The 16,890-nt window shown below is 71.3% G+C and carries 15 protein-coding genes; 10 read left to right on the top strand and 5 right to left on the bottom strand.

Annotated features, from left to right (window positions below; translation table 11 throughout):
• The 5 genes from ACFC51_RS05390 to ACFC51_RS05370 form a co-directional block, all read right to left on the bottom strand.
• Positions 1-368 (bottom strand): thiamine pyrophosphate-dependent enzyme (locus tag ACFC51_RS05390; protein ID WP_376527031.1); only part of this gene is annotated, 368 nt, incomplete at its 3' end.
• Complete coding sequence (locus ACFC51_RS05385) at positions 361-2,316, bottom strand: 2-oxoacid:acceptor oxidoreductase subunit alpha (protein ID WP_376374252.1); 1,956 nt, start codon at positions 2,314-2,316, stop codon at positions 361-363. The genes ACFC51_RS05385 and ACFC51_RS05390, both read right to left, overlap by 8 nt.
• Before the next feature lie 273 nt (positions 2,317-2,589).
• On the bottom strand, positions 2,590-3,249 hold the full coding sequence (locus tag ACFC51_RS05380) for a LuxR C-terminal-related transcriptional regulator (RefSeq protein WP_376374261.1): 660 nt from the start codon (positions 3,247-3,249) through the stop codon (positions 2,590-2,592).
• Between the two features lie 196 nt (positions 3,250-3,445).
• A complete protein-coding gene (locus ACFC51_RS05375; protein ID WP_376374250.1) occupies positions 3,446-4,798 on the bottom strand; it encodes a sensor histidine kinase in 1,353 nt (450 codons plus the stop codon).
• Between the two features lie 214 nt (positions 4,799-5,012).
• On the bottom strand, positions 5,013-6,212 hold the full coding sequence (locus tag ACFC51_RS05370) for a sensor histidine kinase (RefSeq protein WP_376527029.1): 1,200 nt from the start codon (positions 6,210-6,212) through the stop codon (positions 5,013-5,015).
• Positions 6,213-6,416: 204 nt separating this feature from the next.
• On the opposite strand from ACFC51_RS05370, the gene ACFC51_RS05365 reads away from it, so the two are divergent.
• The 10 genes from ACFC51_RS05365 to ACFC51_RS05320 are packed head-to-tail and all read left to right on the top strand — an operon-like array spanning position 6,417 to position 16,854.
• Positions 6,417-6,818 (top strand): NADH-quinone oxidoreductase subunit A, encoded by a 402-nt coding sequence (locus ACFC51_RS05365; RefSeq protein WP_329231764.1) that lies wholly within the window; start codon positions 6,417-6,419, stop codon positions 6,816-6,818.
• Entirely contained in the window at positions 6,809-7,450 is a 642-nt protein-coding gene (locus tag ACFC51_RS05360) for an NADH-quinone oxidoreductase subunit B (RefSeq protein ID WP_376374244.1), read from the top strand. Before ACFC51_RS05365 ends, ACFC51_RS05360 begins: the two co-directional genes overlap by 10 nt.
• Positions 7,447-9,150, top strand: coding sequence for an NADH-quinone oxidoreductase subunit C (locus ACFC51_RS05355; protein WP_376527027.1), 1,704 nt, complete (start codon positions 7,447-7,449; stop codon positions 9,148-9,150). Before ACFC51_RS05360 ends, ACFC51_RS05355 begins: the two co-directional genes overlap by 4 nt.
• The gene (locus tag ACFC51_RS05350; RefSeq protein WP_376374238.1) at positions 9,147-10,115 is read left to right on the top strand and encodes an NADH-quinone oxidoreductase subunit H; all 969 of its coding nucleotides are present in this window, start codon (positions 9,147-9,149) and stop codon (positions 10,113-10,115) included. The genes ACFC51_RS05355 and ACFC51_RS05350 overlap by 4 nt, the downstream gene beginning before the upstream one ends.
• Positions 10,115-10,696, top strand: a complete 582-nt coding sequence (locus ACFC51_RS05345; RefSeq protein ID WP_376527025.1) for a NuoI/complex I 23 kDa subunit family protein — start codon at positions 10,115-10,117, stop codon at positions 10,694-10,696. The genes ACFC51_RS05350 and ACFC51_RS05345 overlap by 1 nt, the downstream gene beginning before the upstream one ends.
• On the top strand, positions 10,693-11,331 hold the full coding sequence (locus ACFC51_RS05340; RefSeq protein ID WP_376527023.1) for an NADH-quinone oxidoreductase subunit J: 639 nt from the start codon (positions 10,693-10,695) through the stop codon (positions 11,329-11,331). The genes ACFC51_RS05345 and ACFC51_RS05340 overlap by 4 nt, the downstream gene beginning before the upstream one ends.
• Positions 11,331-11,747, top strand: a complete 417-nt coding sequence (nuoK, locus tag ACFC51_RS05335) for an NADH-quinone oxidoreductase subunit NuoK (protein ID WP_376527021.1) — start codon at positions 11,331-11,333, stop codon at positions 11,745-11,747. Before ACFC51_RS05340 ends, nuoK begins: the two co-directional genes overlap by 1 nt.
• Positions 11,744-13,744 carry an NADH-quinone oxidoreductase subunit L gene (locus ACFC51_RS05330; RefSeq protein ID WP_376527019.1) on the top strand — a complete coding sequence of 667 codons (2,001 nt, stop codon included), beginning with the start codon at positions 11,744-11,746 and terminating at the stop codon, positions 13,742-13,744. The genes nuoK and ACFC51_RS05330 overlap by 4 nt, the downstream gene beginning before the upstream one ends.
• Positions 13,745-13,771: 27 nt before the next feature.
• Positions 13,772-15,322 carry a NuoM family protein gene (locus ACFC51_RS05325; protein WP_376374258.1) on the top strand — a complete coding sequence of 517 codons (1,551 nt, stop codon included), beginning with the start codon at positions 13,772-13,774 and terminating at the stop codon, positions 15,320-15,322.
• Positions 15,319-16,854, top strand: coding sequence for an NADH-quinone oxidoreductase subunit N (locus tag ACFC51_RS05320; RefSeq protein WP_376527017.1), 1,536 nt, complete (start codon positions 15,319-15,321; stop codon positions 16,852-16,854). The genes ACFC51_RS05325 and ACFC51_RS05320 overlap by 4 nt, the downstream gene beginning before the upstream one ends.
• The last annotated feature ends 36 nt before the right edge of the window (positions 16,855-16,890 follow it).

The following is a 16,890-nucleotide window of genomic DNA, read 5'->3' as shown; positions in this document are numbered from 1 at the left end:
AGGGCGTGGATGAGGTGGTTCCCGCCGATGGACAGTGCGTCGCCGTCGCCGGTGACGACCCAGACGGACAGGTCGCGGCGGGAGGTGGCCAGGCCGGTGGCGATGGAGGGGGCGCGGCCGTGGATGGAGTGCATCCCGTAGGTGTTCATGTAGTACGGGAAACGGGACGAGCAGCCGATGCCGGAGACGAACGTGATGTTCTCCCTGGCCAGCCCCAGTTCGGGCATGAAGCCCTGCACGGCCGCGAGGACCGCGTAGTCACCGCAGCCCGGGCACCAGCGCACCTCCTGGTCGGACTTGAAGTCCTTCATGGACTGCGCGCCCTCGGCCTTGGGGACCAGCTGGAGGAGCTCGTTGGTGTCAGGCATCAATGGCCTCCTTGAGGACGGTGGCGAGTTGCTCGGCCTTGAAGGGCATTCCGTTGACCTGGTTGAAGGACGTGGCGTCGACCAGGTACTTCGCGCGGATCAGCAGCGCCAGCTGGCCGAGGTTCATCTCCGGGACGACGACCTTGTCGTAGCGCCTCAGCACCTCGCCGAGGTTCCGGGGGAAGGGGTTGAGGTGGCGGAGGTGGGCCTGGGCGATGGTGTCGCCCGCCGCGCGCAGCCGCCGGACCGCCGCGGTGATCGGCCCGTACGTCGAACCCCAGCCCAGGACCAGGGTCGTCGCCTCCGCCGGGTCGTCGACCTCCAGGTCGGGGACCTCGATGCCGTCGACCTTCGCCTGACGGGTGCGCACCATGAAGTCGTGGTTGGCCGGGTCGTAGGAGATGTTCCCCGAGCCGTCCTGCTTCTCGATGCCGCCGATGCGGTGCTCCAGCCCCGGTGTGCCGGGCACCGCCCAGGGGCGGGCGAGGGTCTCCGGATCCCGCTTGTACGGCCAGAACACCTCCGTACCGTCCGCGAGTTCGTGGTTGGGGCCCGTCGCGAACTGCGTCCGCAGATCCGGGAGGCTGTCGGTCTCCGGGATGCGCCACGGCTCGGAGCCGTTGGCGAGGTAGCCGTCGGACAGCAGGAAGACCGGGGTCCGGTAGGTCAGCGCGATCCGGGCGGCGTCCAGGGCCGCGTCGAAGCAGTCCGCCGGAGTCCTCGGCGCGACGATCGGGACCGGTGCCTCACCGTTGCGCCCGTACATGGCCTGGAGCAGGTCGGCCTGCTCCGTCTTGGTCGGCAGGCCGGTCGAGGGGCCCCCGCGCTGGATGTCGATGATCAGCAGCGGCAGCTCCAGCGACACCGCCAGCCCGATCGTCTCCGACTTCAGCGCCACACCCGGACCTGAGGTCGTGGTCACGCCGAGCGAACCGCCGAACGCCGCCCCCAGCGCCGCCCCGATCCCGGCGATCTCGTCCTCCGCCTGGAACGTCCGCACACCGAAATTCTTGTGCTTGCTGAGTTCGTGCAGGATGTCGGACGCCGGAGTGATCGGATACGAACCCAGATACACGGGCAGATCCGCCTGCCGGCCCGCCGCGATCAGCCCGTACGACAGAGCCAGGTTCCCCGAAATGTTGCGGTACGTGCCGGTCGGGAATGCCTGCGACGCGGGTGCGACCTCGTAGGAGACCGCGAAGTCCTCCGTCGTCTCACCGAAATTCCAGCCCGCACGGAACGCCGCCACATTCGCCTCGGCGATGTCCGGCTTCCTGGCGAACTTGGACCGGAGGAATGTCTCCGTCCCCTCGGTCGGACGGTTGTACATCCAGGACAACAGCCCGAGCGCGAACATGTTTTTCGAGCGCTCGGCCTCCTTGCGGGAAAGTCCGAACTCCTTCAGAGCTTCGATCGTCAAGGTCGTCAAGGGAACCGGATGGACGTTGTACGCCTCGAGCGAGCCGTCTTCGAGCGGGGACTCGGCGTATCCGACTTTCGCCATCGGGCGTTTGGTGAACTCATCAGTGTTCACAATGATGTCGGCACCGCGCGGCACGTCGGCGATATTCGCCTTCAGTGCGGCGGGGTTCATGGCGACCAGTACATTCGGTGCGTCGCCCGGTGTGAGGATGTCGTGGTCCGCGAAATGCAGCTGGAACGACGACACACCCGGCAGTGTCCCGGCGGGCGCCCGGATCTCGGCCGGGAAGTTGGGCAGCGTCGACAGGTCGTTCCCGAAGGACGCCGTCTCCGACGTGAACCGGTCACCCGTCAGCTGCATGCCATCACCCGAGTCACCCGCGAAACGGATGATCACCCGGTCCAGACGGCGGATTTCCTTCTCGGTGGCGCCGGGACGGTCGCCGTGCGGGGTGCGCTGACCCCCGACGGCGGCCCCGTTGGCCTCATCGGACTTTCCGGCTGGGCTACTGACCTGACTGGTCACTGAACTGGACCTCCCTCTGGGCGGCGGCTCGGGACCGGCCGGCCCGCCGGCGGTCCAGGCACCACCCTACTTCTGTAAGGGTCGCCTTCCTCGGACCGGTCATATGGTGGACGCGTTTCCGGCGCACGAATGCGTCACGCTCCGCCACATTTCCCGGACCCCCCAGATGACGGGTCGAGCCTCCCCCTGGTGCTCATCCTTTCGCCGGAGGGCTGGGGTTCTGCTTCACGGCTGGTGGAACGTCCAGATCATCGCGGACAGATCATCGTTCTGTCACGAGTTCAGATAAGTAAGAACGGCCAGAACTCGACGGTGATCGCCGTCGCTGGGCGCCAGACCCAGTTTCAGGAAGATGTTGCTGACGTGCTTCTCCACGGCTCCGTCGCTCACCACCAGCTGCCGGGCAACGGCTGAATTCGTACGCCCCTCCGCCATCAGACCGAGGACCTCCCGCTCACGAGGTGTGAGTCCCGCCAGGACGTCCTGCTTGCGGCTCCGGCCCAGCAGCTGGGCCACGACCTCCGGGTCCAGCGCGGTCCCGCCCTGCGCCACCCGCACGACGGCGTCCACGAACTCCCTGACCTCCGCCACCCGGTCCTTCAGCAGATAACCCACCCCGCGGCTGCTGCCGGCCAGCAGTTCGGTGGCGTACTGCTCCTCGACGTACTGCGAGAGCACCAGCACCCCGATGTCCGGGTACTCCTTGCGCAGCGTCACCGCCGCCCGCACCCCCTCGTCGGTGTGGGTGGGCGGCATGCGCACATCGGCGACCACCACGTCCGGCAGCGCGTCCTGTCCCGCGAGGTCGGCCACCGTCTTGAGCAGGGCCTCGGCGTCCCCCACCCCTGCGACGACGTCGTGCCCGAGATCCGTCAGCAGCCGGGTGAGCCCTTCCCGGAGCAGCACCGAATCCTCGGCGATGACGACCCGCACTCTTTCCTCCACGACGTTGTGTCCCCCACTGTCGGTCTTCCGTGTGTACGCCGCTGAACGCGCCGCCCTTGTCCGTCCAGCATTCCAGCATCGGCGCCCCGAAGGGGCTGGACCAGCGGTTCCGGTCCGGCCGGGCACGCCGCGGTGCCCCGGACGCCGTCACGGCGTCCGGGGCACCGCGGGGGCGGCCCGTGTCTCAGCCCCTCCAGGGCAGCTCCGCCGTGACCGTCGTCGGGCCCCCGGCCGGGGACTCGACGACGAGGATGCCGTCGACCGCGTCCAGCCGCTCCGTGAGCCCGGCCAGACCGCTGCCCGTCGCCGCATCGGCGCCGCCGCGCCCGTTGTCGGTGACCTGGAGCATGAGGCGGTCCGCCGTGCGCCAGACGTCGACGGACGCGCGGGTGGCGCGGGCGTGCTTGCTGACGTTCTGGAGGAGTTCGGAGACGGTGAAGTAGGCGATGCCCTCGATCGCCTGCGCGGGGCGTGATTCCAGGTCCACGGTGACCGTGACGGGGACGGTGCAGCGGGAGGCGATGGCGGAGAGTGCGGCGTCGAGGCCGCGGTCGGTGAGGACGGCGGGGTGGATGCCGCGGGCGAGGTCGCGGAGTTCCTGGAGGGCGACCTTGACCTCTCCGTGGGCTTCGTCGACCATGCGGGCGGCGGCTTCGGGGTCGGCGGTGAGCTTCTCCTTCGCCAGCCCGAGATCCATGGCGAGGGCGACGAGGCGGGCCTGTGCGCCGTCGTGGAGGTCGCGTTCGATGCGGCGCAGGTCCGCGGCGGCCGTGTCCACGACCACCCCCCGGTCCGACTCCAGCTCCGAGACCCTGGTGGCCAGCCGGGAGGGACCGAGCAGCCCCGCCACCATCAGGCGGTCCACGGACACCAGACCACGGATGATCCACGGCGTGACGAGGACGAGCGCCAGGCCGAGCGCGCTGGTCACCCCCACCTCGAAGGACGAGTCGAGGTAGACCTGGTGCGTCGCGTCGCCGTACAGCTGGATCCCGTCGACACCCACGTAGGCGGGGAAGACCCAGCGCCACAGCGGATACGTGAACGCCGCCCAGCCGTACGCCCAGAACGTCACCGCGACGGTGAACGCGAACGTCGCCCACGGCATGTGCAGCACCGCGTACAGCAGGTGCCGCCAGGACACCCCGCTCTTCAGCACCGCGCCGACCCAGGACATGAGGCCGCCCTTGCCCCGCACCGGCGCGGGATCGGCGACGTCCAGCTTCAGCAGCCCGCGCGCCCTGCCCCGCTCCACTGCGCCGAAGCCGCGGCACATGACCAGGCCGGCGGCGAGTATCGGAATGCCGAGGAAGGTGATCAGCATGCCCAGGCCCAGCGACACCATGGTCACCGCCAGGCTGAACATCACGACACCGATCGGCAGGCCCAGGACCACATAGGCCAGCTCGCGCCAGGTGCGGGCCTCCAGAGGCGCGCGCAGCGCCGCGGGGAGGAAGTGCTTCGCCGGGGGGAGGTTCCCCGGCCCGGTGGCGGGCCTGTGGCGGTCCCGCGTGTCCGGTCCGTATGCCGTGGCCATCAGTGGCGTCCGTCCGTTTCTTCTGGGCGGGAGTTCCCCGCGGGTTCGTCCGGGCGGGAGTTCCCCGCGGGCCGGTCCGTCGGCCGATACCTCAAGACTGCTGTGCCGGGGGACTCCGCACCATGAGGGCGGTCTCCGTATCCGGCAGGGGGTTTTCCCCACCATGGGACGGCCGGGCCACAGGACGGCCTGCGGGCGCGACGAGCCGCCGCGGTCATGGCGTACCGGCCCGCGTGGCCCCGGCGTCCGCACGGTCGCGCCAGGGCAGCTCCGCGGTGACCGTGGTGGGGCCGCCCTCGGGGGAGTCCACGACGAACAGCCCGTCGACCGCGCCCAGCCGCTCCGCCAGACCCGACATGCCCGTCCCGCCGTCGAGCCGGGCGCCGCCGCGCCCGTCGTCGGTGACCTGGAGCAGGAGGCGGTCCGCCGTGCGCCAGACGTCGACGGACGCGCGGGTGGCGCGGGCGTGCTTGCTGACGTTCTGGAGGAGTTCGGAGACGGTGAAGTAGGCGATGCCCTCGATCGCCTCCGCCGGCCGGCCCGACAGGTCCACCGACACGGACACCGGGACGGTGCAGCGGGAGGCGATGGCGGAGAGTGCGGCGTCGAGGCCGCGGTCGGTGAGGACGGCGGGGTGGATGCCGCGGGCGAGGTCGCGGAGTTCCTGGAGGGCGACCTTGACCTCTCCGTGGGCTTCGTCGACCATGCGGGCGGCGGCTTCGGGGTCGGCGGTGAGCTTCTCCTTCGCCAGTCCCAGGCCCATGGCGAGGGCGACGAGGCGGGCCTGTGCGCCGTCGTGGAGGTCGCGTTCGATGCGGCGCAGGTCCGCGGCGGCCGTGTCCACGACCACCCCCCGGTCCGACTCCAGCTCGGCGATCCTGCGCTCCAGTTCGTCGGAGGGCGAGAGCAGCGCCCGCACCATGGCCCGGTCGGCGTTCGTCAGTGCGCGCGCGATGAACGGGAGCACCGGCCAGAGCACGAACAGGCCCACCAGCGTCACGGCGAACGTCGCCACCCCCCACGGCAGCCGCACGAACGAGTACAGCAACGCCCGCCAGCCCACCGGGTCCTTCAGCCCCGACCACAGCCAGGAGAAGAAGCCCTGTTCCCGCCGGCCGCGCGCCATCGGGCTCGGCTCGTCGATCCGCACGCCGAGCATCCCCCGCGCCCGCGCGCGCTCCGCCCGGCCCAGCCCGCGCGCACCCTGCAGCCCCAGCGCGAGCAGCGGCAGCCCGATCACGGTCACCGAGAGCCCGGCGCCCACACCGACCAGGAACACGGCGTACACGAACCCGGCGATCGCCATCGGCAGATCGGCCAGCAGATGGGCGATCTCCTTCCACGTCCACCGGTCGAAGGCGAAGCGCGCGGGCGGCGGCCGGTCGTTGTCCGGCAATGAGGGGCTCATGGTCATGCAACCAGCGTGCCGGGCCGGGCCTGCCCACGCCATGGGGTTCGTGGGTGGGAGGCGGGTAGGGGTAACCCCACCTCCCGGCGGACCCCCCTGTCACCTTCCGCCCCACCCGTTGTCCGACGGGGCTGCTTACCGTCTCTTTAACAGGGCCTAGACTCCCGTGCGTACAGACCGTCGAACAGGTTGAGGGAGCGAGGGGCGGACGTGGCGGACGTGCCTGGACCGACCGTTCTCGCGTCGGACTACTTCCAGAGCTACTCAGTGGTCGGACTGCTCGCCCTGGTGGGTGTGCTGTTCGTCGCCGTCGCCTTCGGGGCCGGCCGGCTGCTGAGGCCCGTGGTCCCGACGCCGGAGAAACTCCTCACGTACGAGTGCGGCGTGGACCCCGTGGGGGAGGGCTGGGCCCACACCCAGGTTCGCTATTACGTGTACGCCTTCCTGTACGTGATCTTCGCCGTCGACTCGATCTTCCTGTTCCCGTGGGCGACGGTGTTCGCGGCCCCCGGATACGGGGCGACGACGCTGGTGGAGATGTTCATCTTCCTCGGTTTCCTGGCCGTGGGACTGCTCTACGCATGGAAGAAGGGCGTCCTCGCATGGGCGTGACGAGCCGGCCGAACCCCGAACCCCCCGTGTCCGTGTCGCTGCCCGATCCGACGACGCTGCCCGGGCCGAAGAAGCTCGGGGTGCTGTCCCGGCTCGCGCCCGAACCGATGAAGGTGGTCCTGAACTGGGGCCGCCGCTACAGCCTCTGGGTCTTCAACTTCGGACTCGCCTGCTGCGCCATCGAGTTCATCGCCGCCTCCATGGCACGCCACGACTTCATCCGGCTCGGCGTCATCCCCTTCGCACCCGGCCCCCGGCAGGCCGACCTGATGGTCGTGTCCGGCACGGTGACGGACAAGATGGCCCCGGCCGTGAAGCGCCTGTACGAGCAGATGCCCGAGCCGAAGTACGTCATCTCCTTCGGCGCCTGCTCCAACTGCGGCGGCCCGTACTGGGACTCGTACTCCGTGACGAAGGGCGTCGACCAGATCATCCCCGTCGACGTCTACGTGCCCGGCTGCCCGCCCCGGCCCGAGGCGCTCCTTCAGGGCATCCTCAAGCTCCAGGAGAAGATCGCCCGCGAGTCGCTCGCCGAGCGGTACGCCACCGCGGACACGGCCCGCGCCTCGACCGCAGCCCTGCGGAGCGGCCTCGTCGCCGCCCCGAAGACGCCGGGGGAGGAGGAGCGGTGACCTCCGCGGACACCTACGACCGGCTGCCCGACGCCGTCACCGACGTCTTCGGCGCGGACGCCACGGCCGCGCACGCGTACGACCTGCTCACCGTCGACGTCCCCGCCGCCTCCTGGACCGCCGCCCTGGAAACGGCCCGCGACGCGCTGGGCTGCACCTACTTCGACTGGCTGAGCGCCGTCGACGAACCGGGCACCGGCTTCCGCGTGTGCGCCCACGTCGCGGCCCTCGGCGACGGCACGGTCCGGCGCCTGCTCGTCCGTACGACCGTCCCGCACGAGGCCGCCGTCCTGCCGACCGCCGTCGGCGTCTACGCGGGCGCGGCGTGGCACGAGCGTGAGACGCACGAGATGTTCGGCATCGCCTTCGCGGACCACCCGCATCTGGTCCCCCTCCTGCTGCCCGAGAGCTTCGAGGGCCACCCGCTGCGCAAGGACTTCGTCCTCGCGGCCCGTGTGGCCAAGGCATGGCCGGGGGCGAAGGAGCCGGGCGAGTCCGAGCACGGCGGGCCCAAGCGGCGCACGATGCTGCCGCCCGGGGTGCCCGATCCCAACGAGTGGGGCCCGCTCAAGGGGCAGCTCCCGCCCGCGCCCGCCCGGCCGGCCCGTGGGGCGCGCGCGGCGGGCGACCGCCCGGTGCGCCGGGCCCGCAGCGTGACCGAGGGCTCGGCGGCGCAGCGGCCCGACGCGGCGGAGGAGACCCCGCAGGCGGCGCCTCCGCGGCGCAGCCGCAGCGCCTCCCAGGGCTCGGCGAGCCAGGCCACCGGCGGCCCGGCAGGGGCGCCTCCGGCAGTGACACCTCCGGGAGGGGCGTCTCCGGCAGAGGCATCTGCAGCAGGGGCGTCTGCGGCAACGACACCTCCGGCAGGGGCGTCTCCGGCAGAGGCATCTGCAGCAGGGGCGTCTGCGGCAGGTCGGCCTTCGCCTGCCACGTCTTCGCCTGCCGCGCCGGACGCGGGTGCGCGGGGCACCGGTACGACGGACTCGGGCTCGACGGACACCGGCACGTCGGACTCCGGCACCGCGCGGAGCGGCGGCACCGCGCCACGGGCGGCGGGCGCGGCGGGCAGCGCCGACGCACCCTGGCACGACGCGCGCCCCGCCTTCGACGAGGCCCCGAAGCGGCCGACAGGAGAGCAACGGCCCGCGCCGACGACTGAGCAGCCGTCTGCAACCGAGTCCCCTGAGTCCTCTGAGTCCTCTGAGTCCGAGGGATCATCCACGCCCGAGTCCTCTGGGCCCGAGTCCCCTGAGCCCAAGCCCTCTGGGCCGGAAACTTCTGCGCCCGCGTCCGAGCCTGCGCCTGCGTCCGGGCCTGCGCCTGCGTCCGGGCCTGCGCCTGCGTCCGGGCCTGCGCCTGCGTCCGGGCCTGCGCCTGCGTCCGGGCCTGCGCCCGCGTCCGATCCTGCGGCCGAGCCCGGCCCCGAGCACTCGGCGGAGCCCGAGCCCGGCCCCGGGCAGCCGGCCGAGCCCGAGCCCGGCCCCGGGCAGCCGGCGGAGCCCGAACCTTCGGACGCCACCGGGCAGGACGATGCCGGCCGTGAACCGGAGCGTGCCCCGGGCTCCGGCCCGGACGACGAGGGCTCCGGCCCGGATGACCTGGGCTCCGCCCCCGACGCGGACCGCTCCGCCCTCGAGCCCGACCCGGACCCCGACTCCCCGTCCCGACCCGACCGTCCCGCCGGAGGCGATACCGCGTGAACGACGTACTCGACGTCGCCCTCCGCCTCGTCATCGTCTTCGCCGTGTTCATGGTGCTCCCGCTCGTCGTGGGGCAGGCCGAGCACAAGGTGATGGCCCACATGCAGGGCCGCCTCGGCCCCATGTACGCGGGCGGCTTCCACGGCTGGGCCCAGCTCGTCGCGGACGGGGTGAAGTTCGCGCAGAAGGAAGACGTCGTACCGGCCGCAGCGGACCGCCGCGTCTTCCAGATGGCTCCCGCCGTCGCCCTGCTCCCGTACCTCCTCGTGATCGTCGCCATCCCGGTCGGCCCCGGCGAGGGAGCGGTCGGGCAGGTCGTCGACGCGGGCATCTTCTTCGTGCTGGCGGTCATGGGCGTCGGCGTGCTCGGCTCGCTGATGGCGGGCTGGGCCTCGGCGAACAAGTTCTCCCTGCTCGGCGGCCTCCGCACGGCCGCACAGCTCCTCGCGTACGAACTGCCGATGCTGCTCGCCGCGGCGTCCGTGGCCATGGCGGCCGGCACCGTCTCGCTCCCCGGCATCCTCGACGCCTTCGAGTGGTGGTGGCTGCCCTGGCAGATCGTCGGCGCCCTGGTCTTCTTCGTGGCGGGCCTGGCCGAACTCCAGCGCCCGCCCTTCGACATGCCGGTCGCCGACTCGGAGATCATCTTCGGTGCCTACACCGAGTACACGGGTCTTCGCTTCGCTCTCTTCCTGCTCGCCGAGTACGCCGGGATCGTCGTCCTGTGCGGCCTGACGACCGTCCTCTTCCTCGGCGGATGGCACGGGCCGCTGGGCGCCGACGGGCTCGGCTGGGTCTGGACCCTGCTCAAGACCGCGGTTCTCGCCTTCGTCGTCATCTGGCTCCGGGTCACCTACCCCCGCCTGCGCGAGGACCAGTTGCAGAAGCTCGCCTGGACCACGCTCATCCCCCTCGCCCTCGCGCAGATCGCGCTCACCGGCATCGTGAAGGTGGCGATCAACTAGTGCCCCCGATCCCCGGCTCAGGCCTGGCCAAGGGTCTGGCCGTCACCCTGCGGACCATGACGAAGCGCACGGTCACCGCGCAGTACCCGGACGTACAGCCCGAACTGCCGCCCCGCACCCGGGGCGTCATCGGACTGTTCGAGGAGAACTGCACGGTCTGCATGCTCTGTGCCCGTGAATGCCCCGACTGGTGCATCTACATCGACTCCCACAAGGAGACGACGCCCGCCGCCGCACCCGGCGGCCGAGAGCGCAGCCGAAACGTCCTGGACCGCTTCGCGATCGACTTCGCCCTGTGCATGTACTGCGGCATCTGCATCGAGGTGTGCCCCTTCGACGCGCTGTTCTGGTCGCCCGAGTTCGAGTACGCCGAGACCGACATCCACGAGCTCACCCACGAGCGCGACAAGCTCCGCGAGTGGATGTGGACCGTTCCCGAGCCGCCCGCGCTCGACCCGGGAGCCGAGGAGCCCAAGGAGATCGCCGCCGCCCGCAAGGCGGCCGACAAGCTCCAGGCCCAGGAAGCCCAGGAGGCCCAGGAACAGGAAGCCCAGGAAGCAGAGCGGGAGGGGCAGGAGTGATCCTCGCGACCGCCTCAGGCCATCCCGGCTTCCTCTCCCCGACCGGTGTCGAGATCGCCTTCGTCCTCGTCGGTCTGGCCACCCTCGGCGCGGCCCTGATCACCGTCACGACCAAACAGCTCGTGCACGCGGCCCTCTGGCTCGTCGTGGCACTCGGCGGCATCGCGGTGGAGTACCTGCTGCTCACCGCCGAGTTCATCGCATGGGTGCAGGTCCTGATCTACGTCGGCTCCGTCGTCGTCCTCCTCCTCTTCGGGCTGATGCTCACCAGAGCCCCCATCGGCCGCTCCCCGGACGCCGACTCGGGCAACCGGTGGATCGCCCTCGGCTCCGCGGCCGCAGCCGCGGGTGCCCTGGTCTGGGTCGTCGTCGATGCCTTCCGTACGACCTGGATCGATCTGGACGGTCCCGTCCAGGGCTCGACCAAGGCCTCCGGGGAGTTCCTCTTCCGGCACTGGGTGCTGCCGTTCGAAGCGCTCTCCGTCCTGCTGCTCGCCGCCCTCGTGGGAGCGATCGTCCTGTCCCGAAAGGACGGCAAGGACGGTAAGGACGGCAAGGGCCCCAAGGACCGGCAGGCAGGCGACGACCGCCGGACCGCCCCGGACCGGCGGGCCCACAGGGAGGAACAGAGCTGATGCACCTCGCGTATCCCGCCGTCCTCGCCGTCCTCCTCTTCTGCACCGGTCTGTACGGCGTACTGGTCCGCCGCAACGTGATCCTCGTCCTGATGTCCGTCGAGCTGATGCTCAACGCCGTCAACCTCAACCTGGTCGCCTTCGACGTCTGGCTCCGGGACGCACTCCACGCCGGACAGGCGCTCACCCTCTTCACGATCGCCATCGCCGCGGCCGAGATCGGCATCGGCCTCGCGATCGTCCTGGCCGTCTACCGCAACCGCGGAAGCTCGGACGTCGACCGTCTCCGCGACACCGCGGAGACCGACGAAGCCGAATCGCTGCCCGACGACGGTGACGACGGCGCCCAGGACACCACCGCAGACCAGGCCACTGCTCCGGCAGGGAAGGCAAAGAAGGCAGAGGCCACCGCGTGACCACCACGACCCTCGCCGTCCTCGTCCCCCTCCTTCCCTTCCTGGGTGCCGCCGCAGGGCTGCTCCTGGGCAGGAGTGCACCCGGCTTCGTCCGCCCCCTCGCCGTCCTGCCGACCCTGACCGCCGCCGTCCTCGCTGTCGTCGTCGCCGCACGCCAGGGCGGCGGCCGTCCCCTCGACGCCTCGACCCGGCTGACACCCACCGGATCGGTCCCCGTCGATCTGGCCCTGCACCTCGACGGCTTCGCCGTCCTCGTGGCCGTCCTGGTGGGGCTCGTCGCCACCTGTGTGCAGATCTACTCGACGGCGTATCTCAAGGACGACGTCCGCTACCCCTCGTACGCCGCCCTCGTCTCCCTCTTCACCTCCGCGATGCTGCTCGTCGTCTACTCCGGCGACCTGATGGTGCTCCTGGTCGGCTGGGAGATCATGGGCATCTGCTCGTACTTCCTCGTCGGCCACTACTGGGAGACGCCCGAGGCACGCGCCGCCTCCCTCAAGGCCTTCCTCGTCACCAAACTGGGCGACGTGCCGTTCCTCATCGGGCTGTTCGCGCTCGCCGCGGACACCGGCACCTTCCGCATCACCGGCATCCTGGCCGCGGTCACCAACGGCGGACCGGACCACCCGACCCTCATCGCGCTGCTGCTCCTCGCCGGTGTCGCCGGCAAGTCCGCGCAGTTCCCCCTGCACACCTGGCTGCCCGACGCGATGGCCGGTCCCACCCCCGTCTCCGCACTGATCCACGCCGCGACGATGGTCGCCGCCGGCATCTACTTCGTGGCCCGGCTCCTCCCCGTCTTCACCGCCTCCGGCGCCGCCCTCGTCGTCCTCGCCGTGATGGCGGCCGTCACCATGATCGGCTCCGGGCTCGCCGCACTCGCCCAGGACGACATCAAGCGCGTCCTCGCCTACTCGACGATCGGCCAGCTCGGCTACATGTCCGGTGCCCTGGCCGTCGGCGACCGCGGGGCCGCCGTCTTCCACCTCATGTCGCACGGTGCGTTCAAAGCCGTCCTCTTCCTTGCCGCAGGTGTCGTCATCCACGCGGCGGGCACCAACTCACTCGCCGCGATGTCCCGCATGGGAGGTCTCGCCCGGCGCATCCCCGACGCCTACTGGACGATGACCGTCGCCCTTCTCGCCCTGGCCGCCATCCCCCCGTTCGCCGGCTTCTTCTCCAAGGAAGCCGTTCTCGTCGCCGCCGAGCACACCGCCTTCGGAGACCGCGACGTCGCACCGGCCGCCGCGGGCTGGACGATCCTCGTCGCCGGACTCCTCGCCGCGGTCCTCACCGCGGCCTATGCCACCCGGCTCTGGCTCCTGGCCTTCCGCGGACGCGGTCCCGAGGCCCCCGACCACGGCAGGCAGCCCGTCGCGATGACCTCCGTGCTCTGGGTCCTCGCCGTCCCGACGATCGCCTTCGGTCTCACCGTCGGCACGCTCACCGACTGGTTCGACGGACACAGCCTCACCCCCTCCCTCACGACCGCCGTCCTCTCCACCGGCGTCGGGCTCGTCGGCGGACTCGTCACCTACGGGGCATGGCGCCACACCACGGCGCTCGCCGACCGCCCCCCGGTCGGCGCGGTCACCGCCCACCCCGACGCCGAACCCGCGCTCGTCGAGGCCGAGGCGATCGCCTCGCACACGGCGGTGTACGGCACCATCGCGGACGCACCGGACCCCACGGACCCCGGCCGCCTCCTGCTGGGCCCGCTCCACCGCCACGCGGTGACCGGCTTCCACCTGGACGCCCTCTACACGGCGGTGTTCGTCCGCCCCGTCGTCGCCGCCGCCCGCCTCGTCCGCTTCCTGGACCGTGAGGTCGTCGACACCTATGTGCGCGGCTCGGGCAGCATCGCCCGCGGACTCGGCACCGTGGTCCGCCGCGCCCAGACGGGCAACGTGCAGACCTACCTGGGCGCGCTGCTCGCCGGAACCCTTGTCCTGGCGATCGCCGCCGTCGTCTTTGCCAACGTCTACGCCGGGGCGTGAGCCGTGTTCGATATCAGCGCATCCGTGATGCAGGTCCTTCTGGCGTTCGTCGTCGTCGCCCCGCTCCTCGGCGCGGTCGCGGCCCTCCTGCCCGCCCCGCCCGGACTCAGGGGCAGCAGCCCCGACCAGGCCGTGCTCCGCCACGGCGTGACCGTCACCGGAGCCGTGTTCCTGGCCACGCTCGTCCTGGCCGCGGGCTTCGACCACGACCACCCGTCGAGGATGCAGGCCACCACGGACATCAGCTGGATCCCGGCACTCGGCATCCGGATCCACCTCGGCACCGACGGCATCTCGCTCCCCCTTCTCGTGCTGACCGCGCTGCTGACCTTCCTCTGCGCGCTCCACAGCTACTTCAAGCTCCCCGCGGGCCCCTCCCCGAAGGCCTTCGTCGCTCTCGTCCTCGTCCTCGAGTCCGGCACCCTCGCGACCTTCGCCGTCCTCGACCTGATGCTGTTCTTCCTGGCCTTCGAGATGGTCCTCATCCCGATGTACTTCCTCATCGCCCGCTGGGGCGGTGACCGCAAGCAGCCCGCCGCCTGGAAGTTCATCCTCTACACGCTGCTCGGCTCCGTGATCATGCTGCTCGGGCTGCTCCTCATCGGACTGAAGAGCGGCACCTTCGACATGGTGGCACTCGCCACTGACAACGGCCGCGGCTTGACCACGTCCGTGCAGGTCGTCGCCGTGCTCGCCGTCGGGATCGGGCTTGCCGTCAAGACTCCGATGTGGCCCCTGCACAGCTGGCTGCCGGACGCCCACACCGCCGCCCCCACGGTCGGCTCCGTCCTCCTCGCCGGAGTGCTGCTGAAGATGGGCACGTACGGCTTCGTACGGATCCTGCTCCCCGCAGCCCCCGAGGGGATGCAGACCTTCGCGCCGTACCTCGCCGCCTTCGCCGTCGTCGGGATCATCTACGGGTCCCTCGCCTGCCTCGCCCTCGCCCGCCCCGGCGCCAAGGGCGACCTCAAGCGCCTGATCGCCTACTCCTCCGTGGGCCACATGGGCTTCGTGCTGCTCGGCATCGCGACGATGACCCCGACCGGCGTCAACGGCGCACTCTTCGCGAACATCGCTCACGGCCTCATCACCGGCCTGCTGTTCTTCCTGGTCGGCGCCGTCAAGGACCGCTACGGCACCGCCGACCTCGACACCCTGTCGGGCGCCACCGGAGCCGCCCTCTACGGCCGCGCCCCCCGGCTCGGCGGACTCCTCGCCTTCGCCGCGATCGCCTCGCTCGGACTGCCCGGCCTCGCCGGTTTCTGGGGCGAGATGCTCACCCTGTTCGGCGCCTTCGACCCCGCCGAAGGACTCAGCCGCCCCGCCTTCCTCACCTTCATGGCGGTCGGCGCCCTCGGCACCCTCCTCACCGCCGCGTACATGCTGATCGTCGTACGCCGCGTCTGCATGGGCGAGCACCGTGAGCAGTCCCACCCGGTCGCCGACATCCAGCGCTACGAATTCGCCGCCTGGACCCCGCTCGCCGCCCTGACCGTCCTCGCCGGACTCTGGCCCGCCGTCCTCCTCGGCCTCACCGACCCGGCCGTGCAGAAGCTCCTCGCAGGAGGCAAGTCGTGACCGTGGCAGCCGGCAGCGCAACCGGGGCGGAGAGCCTCGTACAGTCCGTGGACTGGCTCGCCCTCGCACCCCCCGTCATCGCGGCGTCCGCGGCCCTGCTGATCCTCGTCGCGGACCTCTTCGTCGGCGAACGGCACAAGCCGCTCCTCGGCTACGGAGCCGTCGCCGGGCTCGCGGCCGCGCTCGCGATGCTTCTCCCGCTGCGGGCGGGGGACCGCTCCACCTTCTGCCTCACCGACGGCGCACGGGCCTGCAGCTACACCGCCGACCACTTCGCGCTCGTCATCCAGGCACTGGTACTCGGCGGGGCTCTGCTCACCGCGCTGCTCTCGATCGGCGACACCCGCAAGCTCCCCGCAGGCGAATTCTGGTTCCTGCTGCTCTCCTCCGCGGCGGGCGCGGCGCTCCTTCCCGCGGCCCGGGACCTGGCCACGCTCGTCGTCGCCCTCGAAGTCGCCTCCCTCCCCGCATTCGCCCTCGTCGGCATCAAGCGCGGCGACCGGCGCTCCTCCGAGGCGGCGCTGAAGTTCTTCCTCTCCTCGGTCGTCGCCACCGCCGTCATGCTCCTCGGCGTCAGCTTCATCTACGCCACCACGGGCACCATGCACCTCACGGAGATCGCCGCCCGGCTCGACGACGTACCGGGCCGGTTCTCCACCCTGGCCGAGACGGGCGTCGTCCTCACCCTGGTCGGCTTCGCCTTCAAGACGGCCGTCGCCCCGTTCCACTTCTGGGTCCCCGACACCTACGTGGGGGCGCCGCTCCCCATCGCCGCGTACCTCTCGGTCGTCGGCAAGGCGGTGGGCTTCTCCGGCCTCGTCCTCGTCACCGTCGTCGGCTTCCCCTCGTACGGCGACGTCTGGGGCCCCGCCCTGGCCGTCCTCGCCGCGCTCACCATGACCACGGGCAACCTCGCCGCGCTCCGGCAGAACGCCACCCGCGCCCGCAGCGCCGTACGCCTCCTCGCCTGGTCGTCCGTCGGCCAGGCCGGGTACCTCCTCGTGCCGATCGCGGCAGCCGCGTACGCCGGCAGCACGCAGATCGGCTCGACCGTCGCCTACGCGCTCATGTACGCCGTGGTGAACCTCGGGGCCTTCGCGGTCGCCGCCCTCGTCGCCCGTACCCACCCGGGCAACCGCCTCAGCGACTACCGCGGGCTCCACTCCACCCGCCCCCTGGCCGCGCTCGCCCTCGGCTTCTTCCTGCTCTGCCTCGCGGGCCTGCCGCCCGGCATCATCGGCCTCTTCGCCAAGGTCACGGTCTTCTCCGCCGCCGTCGACGCGGGACTGGGCTGGCTCGCCGTCGTCATGGCCGTCAACGTCGTGATCGCGCTGTACTACTACCTCCGGTGGACCGCCGCGCTCTTCAAGGCCCCGGCGGAGGACACGGCCGCCGACGACGCGCCCGCCGCCCCCGGGCACCGGGTCCCCGCGCCGCTCACCGTGGCGATCGCCCTCACCGCCGTAGCCGGAATCACACTCTCCGGGGCACCGCAGCTCATCCTCCGCTTCGCCACCGCCGGCCTCTTCTGAGGGGCTCCGACCGGCTTGCCCGCGGAGCTGCGGACA

The organism is Streptomyces sp. NPDC055962 (assembly GCF_042270185.1).
Lineage (GTDB): Bacteria > Actinomycetota > Actinomycetes > Streptomycetales > Streptomycetaceae > Streptomyces.
The sequence above is the reverse complement of the archived record's forward strand: the minus strand, read 5'-3'. Positions and strand labels throughout refer to the sequence as shown.